Origin of the sequence: Paenibacillus luteus (genome assembly GCF_006542765.1) — a bacterium.
Classification (GTDB): Bacteria; Bacillota; Bacilli; order Paenibacillales; family Paenibacillaceae; genus Pristimantibacillus; species Pristimantibacillus luteus.
Genome location: NZ_SKCD01000055.1, coordinates 197,701 through 213,472, shown reverse-complemented (window position 1 = coordinate 213,472; position 15,772 = coordinate 197,701). Strand labels below are relative to the sequence as shown.

Below are 15,772 nucleotides of genomic sequence, written 5' to 3'. Positions count from 1 at the left end.
TCAGCCCTGCTGGGCGCCGGTTTATCGGTCTCACGAAAGCGAGAGGAGAGAAGGCTGTGAACAAAAAAATATATCCGATTCATTTTGCATGGATCACGCTTGCGTTATATACCGTTTTTTTCGTATTGCCTGGCCTGATGGGCTTCTATTATTCCTTTACCGACTGGAACAGCTTCTCGACCGAGATCAACTTTATCGGCTTTGACAACTTCAAACAGCTATTTTCCGCCGACGAAAACTATTTGGGCTTCATTAACAATACATTGATTTTCACGTTTGCCACCGTATTGCTGAAGACGGGCCTTGGCCTCGCCTTCGCCATTGCCTTGAACGAGGGCGTTCGCATGAAGGGCTTCCACCGTGTCATGCTCTTCCTTCCCTCCATTGTTCCGATGCTCGTTGTCGGTCTAGTATTCAAGTCCATTCTTAACCCAGCTACCGGGCTGCTAAACGAAACATTGCGCTCCGTAGGACTTGGCTTTCTGGCGCAAAAATGGCTCGTAGACTTGGACTGGGCGTTTAAATCCATTATCGCCGTCGATACGTGGAAGGGCGTCGGCTATATCATGATCATTTTGCTCGCAGGCCTTCAGGCCATTTCCAAAACGTATTACGAGGCTGCTTCGATCGATGGCGCAGGCGCCTGGAATAAGCTTCGCCACATTACGATTCCATTGCTGCTGCCTGCCTTGACCGTAACGACCGTGCTTAACCTGCTTCATGGACTTAAAGTGTTCGAAGCTGTTTATGTTCTCACTAACGGTGGTCCAGGCTACGCGACTGATGTGCTTTATACGTCTATTTTCAAAGAGTTTTCCATGGGCCGCTTCGGGATGGGTACCGCGCTGTCCACCTTGCTATTCGTGTTCATGACCATCGTCGGCTACTTTGTCGTCAGGCTGATGTCGAGAGAGGGGGACGGTGATCGATGAAAACCGGAAAACTGCTATCCCTGTTCCGCAATGTATTCGCTTGGGCGCTGAGCCTAATCATGTTTATTCCTTTGCTGCTTGTCGTCATCAATGCTCTGAAGACAAAGACCGAAGCCAACGGCATGAATATGTCGCTGCCCAGCTCCTTTCAATGGAGCAACTTCGCCGTCGTTATTGAAGAAGGCAAGCTGATACAGTCCTTTTTCAACAGCCTGCTGTATGCCAGCGCCTCAACGATTTTGAGCATTATATTGGCATCTGCCGCTGCATACGTGCTGTCGCGCAACCGCACACGCGTCAATAAAGTGTTGTATTTCTATTTAATTTTGGGGATCGCGATGCCAATGAACTTCGTCACGCTGACCAAGGTCATGCAGGCTACCCATCTCATGAATACGCAAATCGGCATCATCATCCTTCTTGCGGCCTCCGCGCTTCCGTTCAGCGTATTTCTCATTTACGGCTTCGTCAGTTCGGTGCCGAGGGAGCTCGATGAAGCTGGCATCGTCGATGGTTGTTCGCCGCTTAGGCTGTTTTTCTCGATCGTGCTGCCGCTGCTGCTTCCCGTCATCGTAACGGTAGGCATTCTTAATTTCATGGGCGCATGGAGCGACTTTATCCATCCGCTGTATTACCTGAACAGCTCCGATAAATGGCCGATGACGCTCGCGGTCTACAACTTCTTCGGGCGCTTCCAGGTGAACTGGAACCTTGTATCCGCCGATATCGTCCTCACGACGCTGCCGGTTGTCATCATCTATTTGCTCGGTCAAAAATTCATTATTTCCGGCATGACCTCAGGTTCGGTCAAAGGTTAATCCGGCCGGGAATCAAGGAGGAAGGCTGATGAGCTATGATCATGATTTGCGTCCGGATCGGGAATTAAAGATCGAATGCCGCTTAGACAGCGAGACCGATCATGAGCTGCACCGCCACGATTTGTTGGAAATCAATGTGCTGCTGGAAAATAAAGCGCGTTTTCGGCTCCTTGACCTAGATTACACGGGCGAGCCCGGCGATGTGTTTCTGTTCCGCCCCTACGAGCCGCATTACAATCTTGCGGCTGCCGAAGGGGCGCCTATTCGCTGGATCATGCTGCTCTTCTCGCCTTCCATCGCAAGGCTTATACCGCAGGGCGATCGACTGCTGTATCCTTTCTACACAAGCCGCACTACGCCGCTGATTAAAGCTGGCTCTGAGCATGCAAAGCGCATACAGGCAGCCGCGGCAGCAGCACTAGCAGAGCAGGAGCAGGGTTTGCCTGGCTGGGAAGCCAAACGGTTTATGCATTTTGTCGATATCCTCGTCAGTGCTTACCGCCATTCTCTGGAAGCCGCTGAGGAAAGCACGCCTGATGAGGAGATCAAGGTCGAAACAGGTGTCGTCAGCGCCGTGGAATACATGATTCGCAACGTAACCGAAGACATCGACATGCGCCAGCTCATTGACGGCTACGAGCGGGGCAAAACCTATTTTTACACCGACTTCAAGAGGACGGTCGGCGTCACGCCAAATCAGTTCATTCACCGGATGCGCATGCAGATCGCCATGCATCTCTTGCAAACAACAGGCAAAACCGTTACCGACATCGCCTTCGAATGCGGCTATCATTCGGTTCACTATTTCAACAAGCATTTTAAGCAATACCGCAGCGTATCGCCGCGCGAATACCGAAGCCGGTATCAACGGCCGGTGTGACAGCAAGCATTCATTTTGGAAGGAGTATCATAATATGACGACAGACAGAACAGCTTGGTTCACGCATGACCGGTTTGGCATGTACATCCATTGGGGGCTTTATGCGCTGGGTGCGCGCCACGAGTGGATGCGCTCACGCGAGTTTCTAAGTAATGAGCAGTACAACAAATACTTTAAACGGTTTGATCCTGATCTCTATGATCCTGAGCTTTGGGCGCAGCTCGCCGACGAGGCCAGCATGAAATATATGGTCGTAACGGCCAAGCATCATGAGGGCTTCAGTTTATGGGATACGCAGCTGTCGGATTACAAGGTGACAAACACGCCAGCCGGCCGTGATCTGCTCCGTCCAATGCTTGACGCCTTCAGGGCAAGGGACATCAAAGCCGGACTTTATTACTCTCTGCTGGATTGGCATCACCCACACTATACCGTTGACGTAAAGCATCCACAGCGTTACGATGCCGCCTTCGTGGAGCAGAGCAAGCAGCGCGACTGGCAGCAATATATCGATTACATGTTTGGCCAAACCGAGGAACTGCTGTCCAAATACGGCAAAATCGACGTCCTGTTTCTGGATTTTTCGATCCCACCGGAACAGGGCTTCCCCGGCAAGGGCAAGGAAGAATGGCAAAGCGAGAAGTTCGTCGAGCTCGTGCGCAGGCTTCAGCCGCAAATTATGATCAACGACCGATTGCAGGTTCCGGGCGATATTACGACGCCGGAGCAGTATCAGCCGCGCGAGTGGATCAAGGTCAATGGCGAGAAAGTCATTTGGGAAGCGTGCCACACCTTCAGCGGCTCGTGGGGCTATTACCGGGACGAGGAATCGTGGAAAAGCGTCGATATGCTCATTAAAATGCTTGTAGATACCGTGGGCAAAGGCGGCAATTTACTGCTTAACGTCGGACCGACGGGCCGCGGCGAGATTGATGAGCGCGCAGTCGATCGGTTGAAGGGCATGGGGCAATGGATGCGTCGACACAATCGGTCCATTTACGGCTGTACGGCCGCGCCGGAGCAATTCCGCTGCCCGGATGATTGCCGGTTTACCTATAATCCGGAAACGAACCGCCTGTATTTGCATATTTTCAGCTGGCCGTTCAAGCATCTGCATCTATATGGATTCTCTGGACAAGTCGAGTACGCGCAGCTGCTCAACGACGCCTCCGAAGTCCGCATGATTGAGGGAGCGCAAGAAATGACGATGGAAGCCGGCGCTTTCAACGAAGGCCGCAGCGCGGACACACTGACGCTGGAGCTGCCGATTAAACCGCCAAATGTCGCCGTACCTGTCATCGAGCTATTCTTGAAATCATAGCACAATGCGCCCAGTCCGATCGGCTGGCGCATTCCCGTGATGAACACGATGCAGCCCGTTATGTAGCAAGTATATTGCAAAAACCTCCGATTAAGCCTGATAAACGGCCCGTCGGAGGTTTCCTTCTTTACACTTATTTACTGCGTTTCACAGTTTCGAAGTCCAGCGTAAATCCGTCGCTGTCCCGCGGGTATATCCGTACTTCGTAATCGCCAAAGCGCTGCATCCAGCGGTTCTCGCCTCCGATATGCGGAGCAGCGTGTTCACGGACGCGATCGGATAAGAAGTCATCGGCAGGCAGCCAGCTTCCGCCGCTTGCAAAGCGTTTCTCTTCCCGCCACTCGGCTGGCAACAGCCAAGCAGCGGCAATGACGGTTGCGCCTTCTTCCGCCAGCTTGTGGACATCCTGCAGCGTGGATGCGGATACAGAGGAACCAGCTACAAGAATCAGACGCGGGCGTCCGATCACCTCCGCACGGACAAATCCGTCGAACACGAGCGTGCTGGGCAGCGGCGCGAACAACGGGTGCACGGCTGGAGGATAACTTCCCGCAGCAGCGGTATCTACGCCGTGCGGAAGCGGAAACTTATCCGCAGGTACTCTTCTCTTTAATTCATGGCGCGGAAAATCATACCCCGGAATGTGCAGGCAGCTGCCATGTGCCGGTATAACGCCGCCGCTAAGCAAATGCCAAACGTCGAATATGCTTTGTGACGTTTCAGGCATGGGAAGGGAACGGCTGCCGAAGGGCCGTTCATTCTGCCCGTAATTGCTGTCATCCGAGTGGATAATGACTACATCGGCTGTTGCATCACGATGTGACCAGTCGAGCGGCTTTGCCGTCGCAGCGAAGCTTTGCCAAACGTCGCCAAAGATAGATTTCTCGAACCCTCCGGCGCCGTAGCGAAGCAGAACGTCCGCATTTTCCGCAAAAAGATGCGTTGGTCCAAGCAAATAGCCCATCTGCAGCGCCGAGGCGAATTCTTCTGGCGAGTGGCCGGGAAAGCCTGAGGTGCGCGTTGGCCACGGACCAACATCCGGTCCCCATAGATCGGCGCATATCCACAAAGGCAAGCCGTATTGCTTGGCTGCGCCGAGTGCTGTAGCTAGCTGAAGCGGTTGGAAAGACTCTTTCATGATTTTTGGGCACGGCGCCATTCCGCCCCGCGCCTGGACATGGAACAAGGTTGGAAACACTTGCTCCGACAGCATTGGCACCTTCTCGGGCTGGACCTCTGCAGCTGCCAGCTGGTTGCGAACATGCTGGGCACGAGCAGACACGGCCTTTGTGACCTGCTCTCTGGCCGCATCCATCGATGCGCTGCCGCTATCACCCCAATGAGGCAGCCACGCATCCTTGCGATACTGGCCTACATTGATTTGCAAATGCTCGGGCTCATCATAGAGCAGGCCAATCAGCTTACCTGATGCCGCAGCAGCATGCAAGGCATCATCCGGCACATCGTACCGGTTCGTCCCTTCCACCCAAGGGCCGTTAATATTGCCGTATTCATTGCCTAGAACCAGATCAATCCCATTATCGCGAGCGTCAAGCAGCAGCTGCTGCTGCCCCTCGAGTCCCGGGAAGACGTGATGAACGTAGAAATCAGCCTGCAAATCCTTCAAGGCTGCGATAAATTGCGCTGGCGTTGGCGTCTGGTCCTGTGAAGCGATGACCGCTCCCGTCCCTGTACGCATGTATAAATCAGAGGCTTCCTGCGCCCAAGGATCCTGCCAACCGATCACGGATCCTTGTATCCCAAAGCGGGGCTGATGTTTAGCATTCTCAGTCATGAGCGATTCTCCTTTGTTGATGTCAATTTAAGTTGAACAAAAAATTTACGTTTTGATCGCTCCGCGAGTAGATTATTCTCTAATACTGCACTTTTTCAAGTTTAATTCATAGTTTTCGATTGCTTCTCTATAAGGTAGCACAGTTAGCAGTCTGTCGCTTGAGCAAAGCAAGCGCAAAAGTTGCAAATCTGTCCACCCATATAATAAATACTGAACAAAATCGCAAATTCCTGCCTGTCTCCTGACAAGCGGATTACCGCGCAATTCGTTATACTTTGCCTACCAACTACTACACGCGAAGGAAAGGTGAGATAATCACATGACAAAAACCTATAAACTCGGCGTTATCGGACTCGGCGAAGGACGCAGCATTATGTCCGCGGCGCTGCAAAGCAGCCGCTGGAGCCTCGAGGCCGTATGCGACTTAAATGAAGAGCTATGCCGTGCCCGCGAGGAAGAATTCGGCTTCTCCGGCTGGACGACCAACTATAACGATTTGCTGCAAAATCCCGAAATCGACGTGATTGCCATTTACACGCCGGACCAGCTCCACTTCACCCATATCAAGCAGGCCCTTGAAGCAGGCAAGCATGTGGTCTGCACGAAACCCGTACTCCCTTCGCTTGACGATGCAGCGGAGCTGCTTCGCCTGAGTGCATCCACAGACCGCAAGCTCTTCGTGGGTCAAAGCACGCGCTTTTTCGAGCCAATGCTGCATCAGCGCCGCGACTATGAGGCCGGCAAGCACGGCGCATTATCCGTTGTGGAATCGCATTATATTACCGACGGGCGCTGGTTTCTGGATAAAGGCTGGAGCAAGCAAAAAGGCTTTAGCTGGATGTATGGCTTCATGATTCATGCCGTGGACATGGTGCGCTGGTATTTACCGGACGTAAGCGAGGTAACAGGCTATGCCTTGACGAGCGACAATACCAAAGAGCATGGCATGGATGCTTGGGATTCTTTGCGCTTCCTGCTGCGCAACCCATCCGGCCAAATCGCCCAAATTGCCGGTGACTATACGCTTCCGACGCTTGGACAACACGTAGAGCCTTCGATTGCCTGTGTTCTTCGCGGAACCAAAGGCAGCTCGCGCTCCGAGTATTCTAACCTGCAATACCACTCGCACTTTGCTGGCGAAGCGCCTGTTACGCAAACGTTCGAGGAGAAAAATGATTACTATTTCCGTTTTGAGGGCAAGAGCCACCATGCCGGGGAATATCAGAACTACATTGAATATTTTGCAGATTGCCTCGATAGCGGGAAAACACCACTGCCGGATGCTGGAGAAGCGATTCGCACGCTCGGTCTGATGCTCGCGATGGAGCGGAGCGCGAGTATAGGCGGACAGCCTGTAAAAATTGACGATGTGCTCAAGGAATTTAATATTGGATAATGATCACAAATCAATAAACAGCGATAACAGCCAGTAGGACAAGATAGGCATGCTGAAGGGAGAAACGCAAGATGAAGCTCACATACGATAAGCCGGCACGCCTCTGGACCGAGGCGCTGCCGATCGGCAACGGCAGGCTCGGAGGCATGATTTTTGGCGGCATTGATCTGGAGCGAATCCAGCTCAATGAAGATTCGCTCTGGTCGGGCTATCCCCGGGATTGGAATAATTCCAAAGCCCGCGAAGCTCTTCCGGAGCTGCGCCGCCTCCTGGACGAAGGCCGGCATGAAGAGGCAGAGCAGCTCAGCAAAGCCGCCATGATGGGGCCTTATACACAGTCCTATATGCCGCTTGGCGATTTACATCTGCGTTTTTTCCACGGTTTCTTTATCAGCGATTACAGACGCGAGCTTGATCTTGAGGACGCGGTAGCCCGTACCTCCTATCGCATCGGAGAAACCATTCATTCACGCGAGGTATTTGCCTCCTATCCCGACCAGGCCATCATCATTCGTCTGCGTACGAGCAAGCCCGGACTGCTCAGCTTCCGTGCGTCTCTGGATAGTCCGCTGCGGTCTTCCGTCACTAGCAGCGATGAAGGCTTAACGCTACAAGGGTACTGCCCGGAGGAAGTAGACCCGAACTATTACGATACGGATCAGCCGATCCGTTACGGAGAAGCAGGAACAACGAACACCATGCGTTTTGTCGGCCGTCTCGGCTTTCGCCTTGAAGGCGGCGGCCGCTGGCGAACCGATGCTAGCGGCCTTCATATTGAAGGGGCGACAGCCGTTACGCTTATTTTTTGCGCGGCAACAAGCTTTAACGGATTCGATCGTATACCTGCCGGAGAAACCGGCAACCAGCCTGAGCAATTGACGACTCAGATGATGAGTGTCGCATTGTCCCGTACGGACGAAGAGCTTCTACAAGCACATCTTGCGGACTATCGGCCGCTATATGAAGCTAACGGAATTCAGCTCGGCCAATCGCCTGCCCCTGAACCATTAACGACCGATCGCAGACTTAAGGAGTACGGAGCAAATGATCCCCGATTAGTGGAGCTCATCTATCAATACGGCCGTTACCTGCTGATCGCTTCTTCTCGCCCAGGCACGCAGCCCGCCAATTTGCAGGGCATTTGGAATGCCGATGCACGGCCGATCTGGAGCAGCAATTATACGCTTAATATCAATCTGCAGATGAATTATTGGCCTGCCGAGGTATGCGGCCTGGCGGCTTGTCATCTTCCGCTGCTTGACTTCATCCGCGAGCTTGCCGTCACCGGAGAGCTAACGGCCCTGACCAACTATGGCTGTAGAGGCTGGACAGCCCATCATAATTCGGACATTTGGCGGCAATCCGCACCTCCCGGCGACTATGGGCACGGGAATCCGCTTTGGGCCAATTGGCCGATGGGCGGCGTCTGGCTGTGCTCCCACCTGTGGGAGCACTACAGCTTTGGCAGGGATATCGGATATCTGCGGGACCATGCTTATCCCGTTATGCGCAGCGCGGCATTGTTTTGCCTAGACTGGCTGATTGATGATGGATCGGGCGGGCTAACCACCTCCCCCTCCACTTCGCCGGAGCATCGCTTTGTTCTTGCCGATGGGCGCATACCCGCGCTCAGCAAAGGATCGACGATAGATATCAGCCTAATCCGTGAAATATTCACGCGCTGCATAGAAGCCTCCCGACTGCTTCAAGAGGATTTCTCGTTTGCGGAACAGCTAACCGCTTCTCTGCGGCGGCTCCCGCAGCTCCAAATCGGACAATATGGGCAGCTCCAAGAGTGGTCGGAGGACTACGGGGATGAGGATCAACAGCACCGCCATGTCTCGCATCTATATGACGTGTTCCCTGGAGAGGCTTTGCAAGCGGATTTGAGCCCTGAGCTCCTGCGTGCAGCACAAGTGGCGCTGGAGAGGCGTGGCGATGGTGGGACCGGCTGGAGTCTAGGCTGGAAAGTGAACCTTTGGGCCCGCTTTAAAGACGGCAACCGAGCCTTCTCACTCATCTCCAATCTATTGAAGCTAGTCGAGGATGACGGCGTCATGGACTTCACCCGCGGCGGCGTCTATGTGAACTTGTTCGATGCGCACCCGCCGTTTCAGATCGATGGCAATTTCGGCGTCACGGCCGGTATTGCTGAGATGCTGCTGCAATCTCATCACGATGAGCTTTGTCTGCTGCCCGCTGTACCCGATTCCTGGCCCGAAGGGAATGCATGGGGCCTTCGGGCTCGCGGCGGCTTTACGGTGAAGCTTTCCTGGTCCGATGGACGCCTTCTGGCTGCAGAAATCCAATCCATTCAAGGTCAGCGCTGTACGATCCGCTCTAATGCTGTTCTGCATGTCACTTGTCATGGTGCAACGGTCGCATGCCAAGCTGATGTGAACGGTCGTTACACTTTTGCAACGAAGGCTGGAGAAGTTTATCTCTTGACCCCAGCACCATAACACTCGAACCCATACAAGAAGGCTGTTCCTCATGGTCCTTAGACCTAACGGAACAGCCTTCTTGTTTAAATCTATATAAATCCGGGCTATTTTCCGTTACCGCTCCTAAAGTACCTACTTATTTATAAGACCTTGGAAATATTTCCATCTAATATCTATTATGCTATGCTTTCTCATAGTATAAGTTATAAGCAAGCTTGCATTGACAGCTTTGCCCCATCCTCCATGAAAGTTGGTGAATTGTGAGTAGCGGTGAAAGCATTATCCTCGTTGTTGTAGCTCTCATCTCCTTGCCGCTTTGCCTGCTCGCCTTCATGGTCATCCGGCAATCATTCAAGGATAATCGGGAAATCAAGTTTATTTTAAAAAATGGCGTGCCCTTCGATGCTACAGTAAGCTCCATACGGCAAACAAATACGGAAATCAATGGCCATCCCGAAGTATTTATCGGCTTAACGATCCCAAGGGAGCACGCCGATCCCTACCGCACCATCATTAAAGCGGTCATTTATATGGTTAATATCCCTCAATACCAGCCCGGCCGAAAGGTGAAGGTGAAGGTACTTGAGACCGATGGCAAAATCAAGGTCGCCTTGGAAGGCGTGCATGTTTTTTAGATAAGGGATGATCGATATAGCAAAGAGCGCCCGCAAAGGCGCTCTTTCTTATGTTGCAACAGCTGCCTTCGGCTTGCGCAGCAGTAATGTGAGCGGCAAGGATACAATAATAATCATCGTTCCGAGATGAAAGACATCCTGCACGCTAAGCGAGAGCGCCCCTGTTTTGTCGACGCCTCCAGCACTTAGATGAGCAATCGTCTGTGACGACAAAATGGAGCTGAACAAGCTGATCGACAGCGCCGACGTCCCTTGCCTAATCCAATTCATGACGGCCGAGGCATGGCCAGAGTTCACGCTTGGCACTGCGGACATTGCAGCGTTCGTGACCGGCATATTGCTGAAGCCGATCCCCATATAACGAATCGCTACCCATACGGTGATGAATAATGTGCTTGTGGCGACACCCGCATGACTAAGCTCCCATGTCGCTATTCCCATCAGAAGCAGACCGAGCAGGATCAGCCTTGAAGGCCCAATTTTGCCATACAGCCGCCCAACCGCAAGAGAAACCAGAACCATAGCCAGCGTTCCCGGGAGCATTGCCATGCCTGTCGCAAAGCTCGACTCTCCCTTAATATTTTGCATAAAAATCGGTACCAACAGCGTGCCGGCATACAGGGACACCGTGATACAGCAGTTTAAAATCAGTCCATACGTAAAGCGCGGAATCTTGAGCACGCGTAAATTGAGCAGTGGGTTGCTTACCCGAAGCGTCCTGCGTACGAAATAGAAAAGCACAACAATTCCTTCGGCAATCATGCCCAGCGTCTGCCAGCCGGCCCAGCCCCATTGATGCGCCTCGCTAAAAGCGACCAATAATGCGCTAGTGCCAACGAGCACCGCGCCAAAGCCGATCCAGTCGAGCTTAATGCCGCTGCTCAAGCAGTAATTCGGAATGAACTTGGCTGCCACGATTACGGCGATGATCCCGATTGGGGCGTTCATGATAAACAAAGACTTCCACCCGTAAATTTCTGCAAGCCACCCTCCAATGGTTGGCCCAAGCGCCGGAGCGAGCATGGCAGCTACACTCCAAAGACTAACGGCGACCGCTTGTTTAGGTTTCTCGATCGTTTGATAAATGATTGTCATCGTCGTGGGCATAATAATACCGCTGAACAACCCTTGCAAAATTCGGAAAACAATCAGCGACTCGATGCTCCAAGCGAACGTACAGAGCAACGAGGATAACGTAAATCCCGCTAAAGCAATGACATACAGTCGTTTATAGCTCCATTTGTCTCCCATAAATCCAATGATCGGAGCAATAATCCCCGTCGCCATCATAAATCCGGACAACATCCATTGCACCGTATTCAGGCTGGCTTGAAAATCATCCATAAATATAGGTAACGCCACATTTATCGTAGTTGTGCTTAAGGACGCCATAAAATTACCAAAAAATACGGCAATCATAATGGTCCAAAATGACGATGCTGCTCTCTGTGATGGTTCCACATTCATGCTCCTATTCATGTAATTGGTCAATCGCCTTGAGTACGCGCTGCTCGAACTCGATTAATTCCTCTTGGAACTGCGCCATCCGTGTCAGCTTCAAGTCGATCATCATTTTCTCTTTTTGCAACACTTGCGACATCTCTATGAGCTTCGAGCGCCTCGCTTCACGATCCTCCGTCGTTCGGTACTCGCTTTTCTGCTGCTCAATAATTGTTTGAAATTCGAGGTACTGCTGCAGTTCGGCAAGCGAGAAGCCAAGCACCTCTTTCGCCAAAATAATCTTATTGATCTTCTCAATGTCCTCTTCCGAATATAACCGAATGCCCCCTTGTGTTCTCTCCGGCGCGGAAATCAACCCAAAATCCTCATAATAACGAATCGCCCGCTTCGTTAACCCCGTACGCTTAGCTACTTCTTCAATCTTCAACAGCTCCAATTCGCCGCACCTCCGATATCTTATGGTTTAAGCATACGCCTGGTTACAGTTAACGTCAACGTTAACTGTTGGTGAATAAACAGCATTTTCCACCTAACCTAAACTACCTGTTGCTTGATCGATAAAACAATATCAAAATACCTATTCTATAATAATTTTCCAAATTATTGAAACTTCATTGTATATTTAACGTACTAGAGACGGTAATAGATAATACATGTGACATGACACACGGAAAATTCGGAACATATTTAAACTATTCATATCTTATAAATGGAGGTTTCCCTACTTGAATAAGAAAATATATTTTCCTTTCCTCATTGCCCTTGCGCTTATAGCAGGCTGCAGTAACCATTCCATTCCGAATAAGCCCGAGCAAACCTCGTCAAGTAGCGAAAAAACACGTGCAGGAGCCCTGTCTCTTGATTACGTAAACCAATACTTAAATGAAACCGATATTAACATCAAAAAAGCATTCGTCGCAGAACATATTCACCCTGATACGCAATCCATGCTCGTGGATTCGGCAGACATCATTACTAAAGCGGAGGATAAGATTTTTAATCCGCAACTCATAGACAGATCTGAGACTCTAAGTGATGGTACAACTGGCTATGCTTCTCTCCTAAAAGGGGACGGCGAGACCGAAATCATTGTAATGGAAAAGGGAGGTAAAGTGGTTTGGGGGTACCTCTCCACTTCTACAGGAGACCAGAAATCCAACTTCGACATGCTGCGTAAATTATTTAATTAACCTTTCATTTCGCACGATGTCCTCTCGTTCGCCTACACGAAAGGCTGCCTGTATGCCAGACAGCCTTTTTTTCAAAATTTGGGTATTTACACTGTTTTTTTTCGATGGTTTAAGCAGCCACGCGCTGCTGAACCACCTTGCGGAATTTCATGTACGATACGATGCGCCATGGCACAATATAAGAAAAGGCTACCAGCATAAACAGCGCGCCCAGCGTTTGTGGATCAATGCTGCTCAAATAATTGCGCAGCGTGAAACGAATAGCGACCACGACGATAAACGCGACAATGAAGCCCATGTTTTTCTTAGCATAGATTTGATTGTCGTCTCGCACCTCGTAATTAGTCGTCCAAATCAGCGGCAAGGATAATACAGCTCCCAATACGGCTGCAATTAACCATTCATACATCGGCGCATGAACAGTCGGATCAAACCAGAGCATAACGCCAGGCAGCATAAATAACAGTGGAAACAAAATTCGTCTTCCATTCCCCCGAATCGGCCTATAGAAGCTCCTCGTTCTTCTCCATAACACTAAACCAACGACTAAGAGGATAATGACATAATAAGATTCATTCATTTCTGTTTCTCTTTCCTTTCTTTGCGCTCATCATTTTTGTTGTAATTTTTGCAGTAACCACTCCAGCAATACCTGGTTCCCCTTATGCTTGCCCCTCGCGGCGTGCCAATGTGTAGGCTCAACATATAAATCATGCCTATGTCTGACAAGATCCAAATATTCATTTACGATCTCATCATTTGAGTAACGGCCATTAACGAAATGCTGCAGCCTTCGGGCTAACCTTTCATCGGATGGACAATCCATAAATATTTTATAATCAAGCTTTTCCCGGAGTGCAGGATCATTTACCATGAACTGTCTCTGACTCAGGCCATCAGCCAAAAACTTGCTTAATGTCGTTTTGCCGCTGCCCGAGCCTCCGGCTATGCCTATTGTTAACATGCAACGTATGACGACCCTCTCTATACTAAAATAAAATCACACACTTATATTACCATATGAAAGGAAATGAACGCATGCTCTACGTGCGGAATTGCGAAAGCCTTCTTTTCTTATCCTACTGTCACATTGAGACACGCTGTGCTCTGTGTAGCTTAAATTCTTCTCCCACCTCGTTCTCCAATCACAATGGTACGTTGACATCATAAGATTAAATATGTTATTTTGATATTATCATTTTGAATTTATTAATTAAAGCTGCATAAATGCAAACATTCGCATGGAAAAAAATAGTGAAGAAGTCGGGAGGGAATTCTATGATATACCAACTTGATGATTTACATAAAGCCTATCAGGCAGGGGAGAAAATGAAATTTCTGTTTTTCTGGGGGCATACACCTCCTGCTGACGGCAGTGTTAATGCCAGCTGTTTCAGCCAATGGTGGATCTGCCCTTTCATCGTGGATGGCGTTTCTTACAACTGTACGGAGCAATATATGATGGCGGAGAAAGCCCGGCTTTTTGACGATAAAAACATGCTGGATGCCATTATGAAGACGATACACCCAAAAGAGATGAAGGCATTCGGACGTGCGGTTCATTCTTTCCGCAACGATATTTGGGAAAACCATTGCTACGACATCGTAAAACGAGGAAATGATGCAAAATTCGAGCAAAACCCTGAACTTTGGAGCTATATGAAAACAACGAAAAACCGAATTTTGGTGGAAGCAAGTCCTGTCGACCGCATATGGGGAATTGGGTTAGCCATGGATGATCCACATGCAAATAATCCGATGAAATGGCGGGGGAGAAACTTGCTTGGTTTCGCACTAACCGAAGTGCGCGATCAATTACTACAGTCATAACTTGCTGCCCAATAGGCTTATTAGTGAAGCGGATCATATTCATCGGCTATTCCTTGCCGGGAATATGATCCGCTTGTGGATATAAACAATCGCCGTACGCAATGAAGGACTTACTTTGGATAAATTTCGTTGCCTAGAATAGTCCAAAAACCTTTTTACAAGTATTTTTACGTTTCAAGTTCACTACGTCATCCGTACCTATTTTGTTAAGCTTCGCGAACAAAGCCTCCATGCCGTTTTTCATTTTATAATCCATTTCCTCTTGGTAAATGGGAACCAAGTTGAAGAAATGTACGGTTTTTACGCTGGAGAGGTCTAAATTAAAAAATCCTTGCTTATCTTCTACATCTGGAAACGAAAGCAGCATGCCTTGAAAACCCGCATTATCACTGTACGGCTTTGCCGGTTGGCCGTTGGCGAGGGTATGCCCCATATACAGCCACGTTTGATACTCATGCGGAAATCTTGCTAAGGTCTTCAGCGCGCGAATCGGCCAGTAATTCCGTTCATCTTGAAAAGCTTCGTCGGAAATCTTCCAAGTCGGCGGCAGACAGATCATCAATTCGGCGTAGCGGTAGTCCTCGGCCCCTTCCGGTACCGTCATTGGCAATTCGCTCATTCCGTATGTAACCATCGTATAATAATTCCGTTTTGAAGTTGGGGCTGCCACAATAATATCAACCGCCATGACATCTGAAACGATCTCCCGAAAAACCCCTGCGATAGGGCCAATATGCTGTTCAACATGGTTATAAATTTTTTCGTAATTTTCGGCTGACCGTACCATTCCCATACCTCCATAATCAATAAATTCCATAAACCTCATTTTTCGTAAATATTATTCTCTTTCCTTCCTTTTATCGGTAACTGTCCTTCTTGTAATGATAGCCAGGCATTTTATAAAAAAGAGGCGGCCCCAACTCCTTTGGCGCTTTCATTCCTATTCAGTGGTGACTACAGAATGGTTGTGATATAACAGGAATTTCTCCCGTTAAAATAGCGGGATAAAATCCTTCTAAATCACTCAGAGGGTAGCTAACGCAACAAAAGGGGACAAGCTCGGACGATAT

Annotated in this window: 15 protein-coding genes; 9 read left to right on the top strand and 6 right to left on the bottom strand. The window is 50.0% G+C overall.

Translation table 11 applies throughout. The annotated features are described in order from the left end of the window. The first annotated feature begins 56 nt into the window (after positions 1–56). The 4 genes from E0496_RS29485 to E0496_RS29470 are packed head-to-tail and all read left to right on the top strand — an operon-like array spanning position 57 to position 3,951. Positions 57–932, top strand: a complete 876-nt coding sequence (locus E0496_RS29485; protein ID WP_141505456.1) for a carbohydrate ABC transporter permease — start codon at positions 57–59, stop codon at positions 930–932. Then, a complete protein-coding gene (locus tag E0496_RS29480) occupies positions 929–1,750 on the top strand; it encodes a carbohydrate ABC transporter permease (protein ID WP_141505453.1) in 822 nt (273 codons plus the stop codon). Before E0496_RS29485 ends, E0496_RS29480 begins: the two co-directional genes overlap by 4 nt. Before the next feature lie 28 nt (positions 1,751–1,778). Then, positions 1,779–2,630: an AraC family transcriptional regulator gene (locus tag E0496_RS29475; protein ID WP_141505451.1), complete on the top strand. Its 852-nt coding sequence runs from the start codon at positions 1,779–1,781 to the stop codon at positions 2,628–2,630. A gap of 34 nt (positions 2,631–2,664) precedes the next feature. Then, positions 2,665–3,951 (top strand): alpha-L-fucosidase, encoded by a 1,287-nt coding sequence (locus E0496_RS29470; protein ID WP_141505449.1) that lies wholly within the window; start codon positions 2,665–2,667, stop codon positions 3,949–3,951. 133 nt (positions 3,952–4,084) lie between these two features. On the opposite strand, the gene E0496_RS29465 is transcribed toward E0496_RS29470, so the two are convergent. Continuing rightward, a complete protein-coding gene (locus tag E0496_RS29465; protein ID WP_141505447.1) occupies positions 4,085–5,746 on the bottom strand; it encodes a hypothetical protein in 1,662 nt (553 codons plus the stop codon). Between the two features lie 319 nt (positions 5,747–6,065). Here E0496_RS29465 and E0496_RS29460 point away from each other — a divergent pair, with 319 nt between their 5' ends. The 3 genes from E0496_RS29460 (at position 6,066) to E0496_RS29450 (ending at position 10,221) form a co-directional block, all read left to right on the top strand. Beyond that, positions 6,066–7,142: a Gfo/Idh/MocA family protein gene (locus E0496_RS29460; RefSeq protein WP_141505446.1), complete on the top strand. Its 1,077-nt coding sequence runs from the start codon at positions 6,066–6,068 to the stop codon at positions 7,140–7,142. Between the two features lie 71 nt (positions 7,143–7,213). Further along, the gene (locus E0496_RS29455; RefSeq protein ID WP_141505444.1) at positions 7,214–9,604 is read left to right on the top strand and encodes a glycoside hydrolase family 95 protein; all 2,391 of its coding nucleotides are present in this window, start codon (positions 7,214–7,216) and stop codon (positions 9,602–9,604) included. 242 nt (positions 9,605–9,846) lie between these two features. Then, positions 9,847–10,221 (top strand): hypothetical protein, encoded by a 375-nt coding sequence (locus E0496_RS29450; RefSeq protein ID WP_141505442.1) that lies wholly within the window; start codon positions 9,847–9,849, stop codon positions 10,219–10,221. Positions 10,222–10,269: 48 nt separating this feature from the next. Here E0496_RS29450 and E0496_RS29445 read toward each other — a convergent pair whose 3' ends face one another. Further along, complete coding sequence (locus E0496_RS29445) at positions 10,270–11,688, bottom strand: DHA2 family efflux MFS transporter permease subunit (protein WP_141505440.1); 1,419 nt, start codon at positions 11,686–11,688, stop codon at positions 10,270–10,272. 4 nt (positions 11,689–11,692) lie between these two features. Next, positions 11,693–12,118 (bottom strand): MerR family transcriptional regulator, encoded by a 426-nt coding sequence (locus tag E0496_RS29440; protein ID WP_161601631.1) that lies wholly within the window; start codon positions 12,116–12,118, stop codon positions 11,693–11,695. A 289-nt stretch (positions 12,119–12,407) separates the two neighbouring features. Here E0496_RS29440 and E0496_RS29435 point away from each other — a divergent pair, with 289 nt between their 5' ends. Further along, positions 12,408–12,872 carry a hypothetical protein gene (locus E0496_RS29435; protein WP_141505437.1) on the top strand — a complete coding sequence of 155 codons (465 nt, stop codon included), beginning with the start codon at positions 12,408–12,410 and terminating at the stop codon, positions 12,870–12,872. A gap of 109 nt (positions 12,873–12,981) precedes the next feature. Here the strand turns inward: E0496_RS29435 and E0496_RS29430 are convergent, their stop codons facing one another. Both E0496_RS29430 and E0496_RS29425 read right to left on the bottom strand, forming a co-directional pair. Then, positions 12,982–13,452, bottom strand: coding sequence for a CcdC family protein (locus E0496_RS29430; RefSeq protein WP_141505435.1), 471 nt, complete (start codon positions 13,450–13,452; stop codon positions 12,982–12,984). 30 nt (positions 13,453–13,482) lie between these two features. Beyond that, positions 13,483–13,836, bottom strand: a complete 354-nt coding sequence (locus tag E0496_RS29425; protein WP_141505433.1) for a nucleoside/nucleotide kinase family protein — start codon at positions 13,834–13,836, stop codon at positions 13,483–13,485. A 314-nt stretch (positions 13,837–14,150) separates the two neighbouring features. On the opposite strand from E0496_RS29425, the gene E0496_RS29420 reads away from it, so the two are divergent. Then, complete coding sequence (locus E0496_RS29420; protein WP_141505432.1) at positions 14,151–14,702, top strand: NADAR family protein; 552 nt, start codon at positions 14,151–14,153, stop codon at positions 14,700–14,702. A 133-nt stretch (positions 14,703–14,835) separates the two neighbouring features. On the opposite strand, the gene E0496_RS29415 is transcribed toward E0496_RS29420, so the two are convergent. Then, the gene (locus E0496_RS29415) at positions 14,836–15,489 is read right to left on the bottom strand and encodes a suppressor of fused domain protein (protein ID WP_141505430.1); all 654 of its coding nucleotides are present in this window, start codon (positions 15,487–15,489) and stop codon (positions 14,836–14,838) included. Positions 15,490–15,772: the final 283 nt, after the last annotated feature.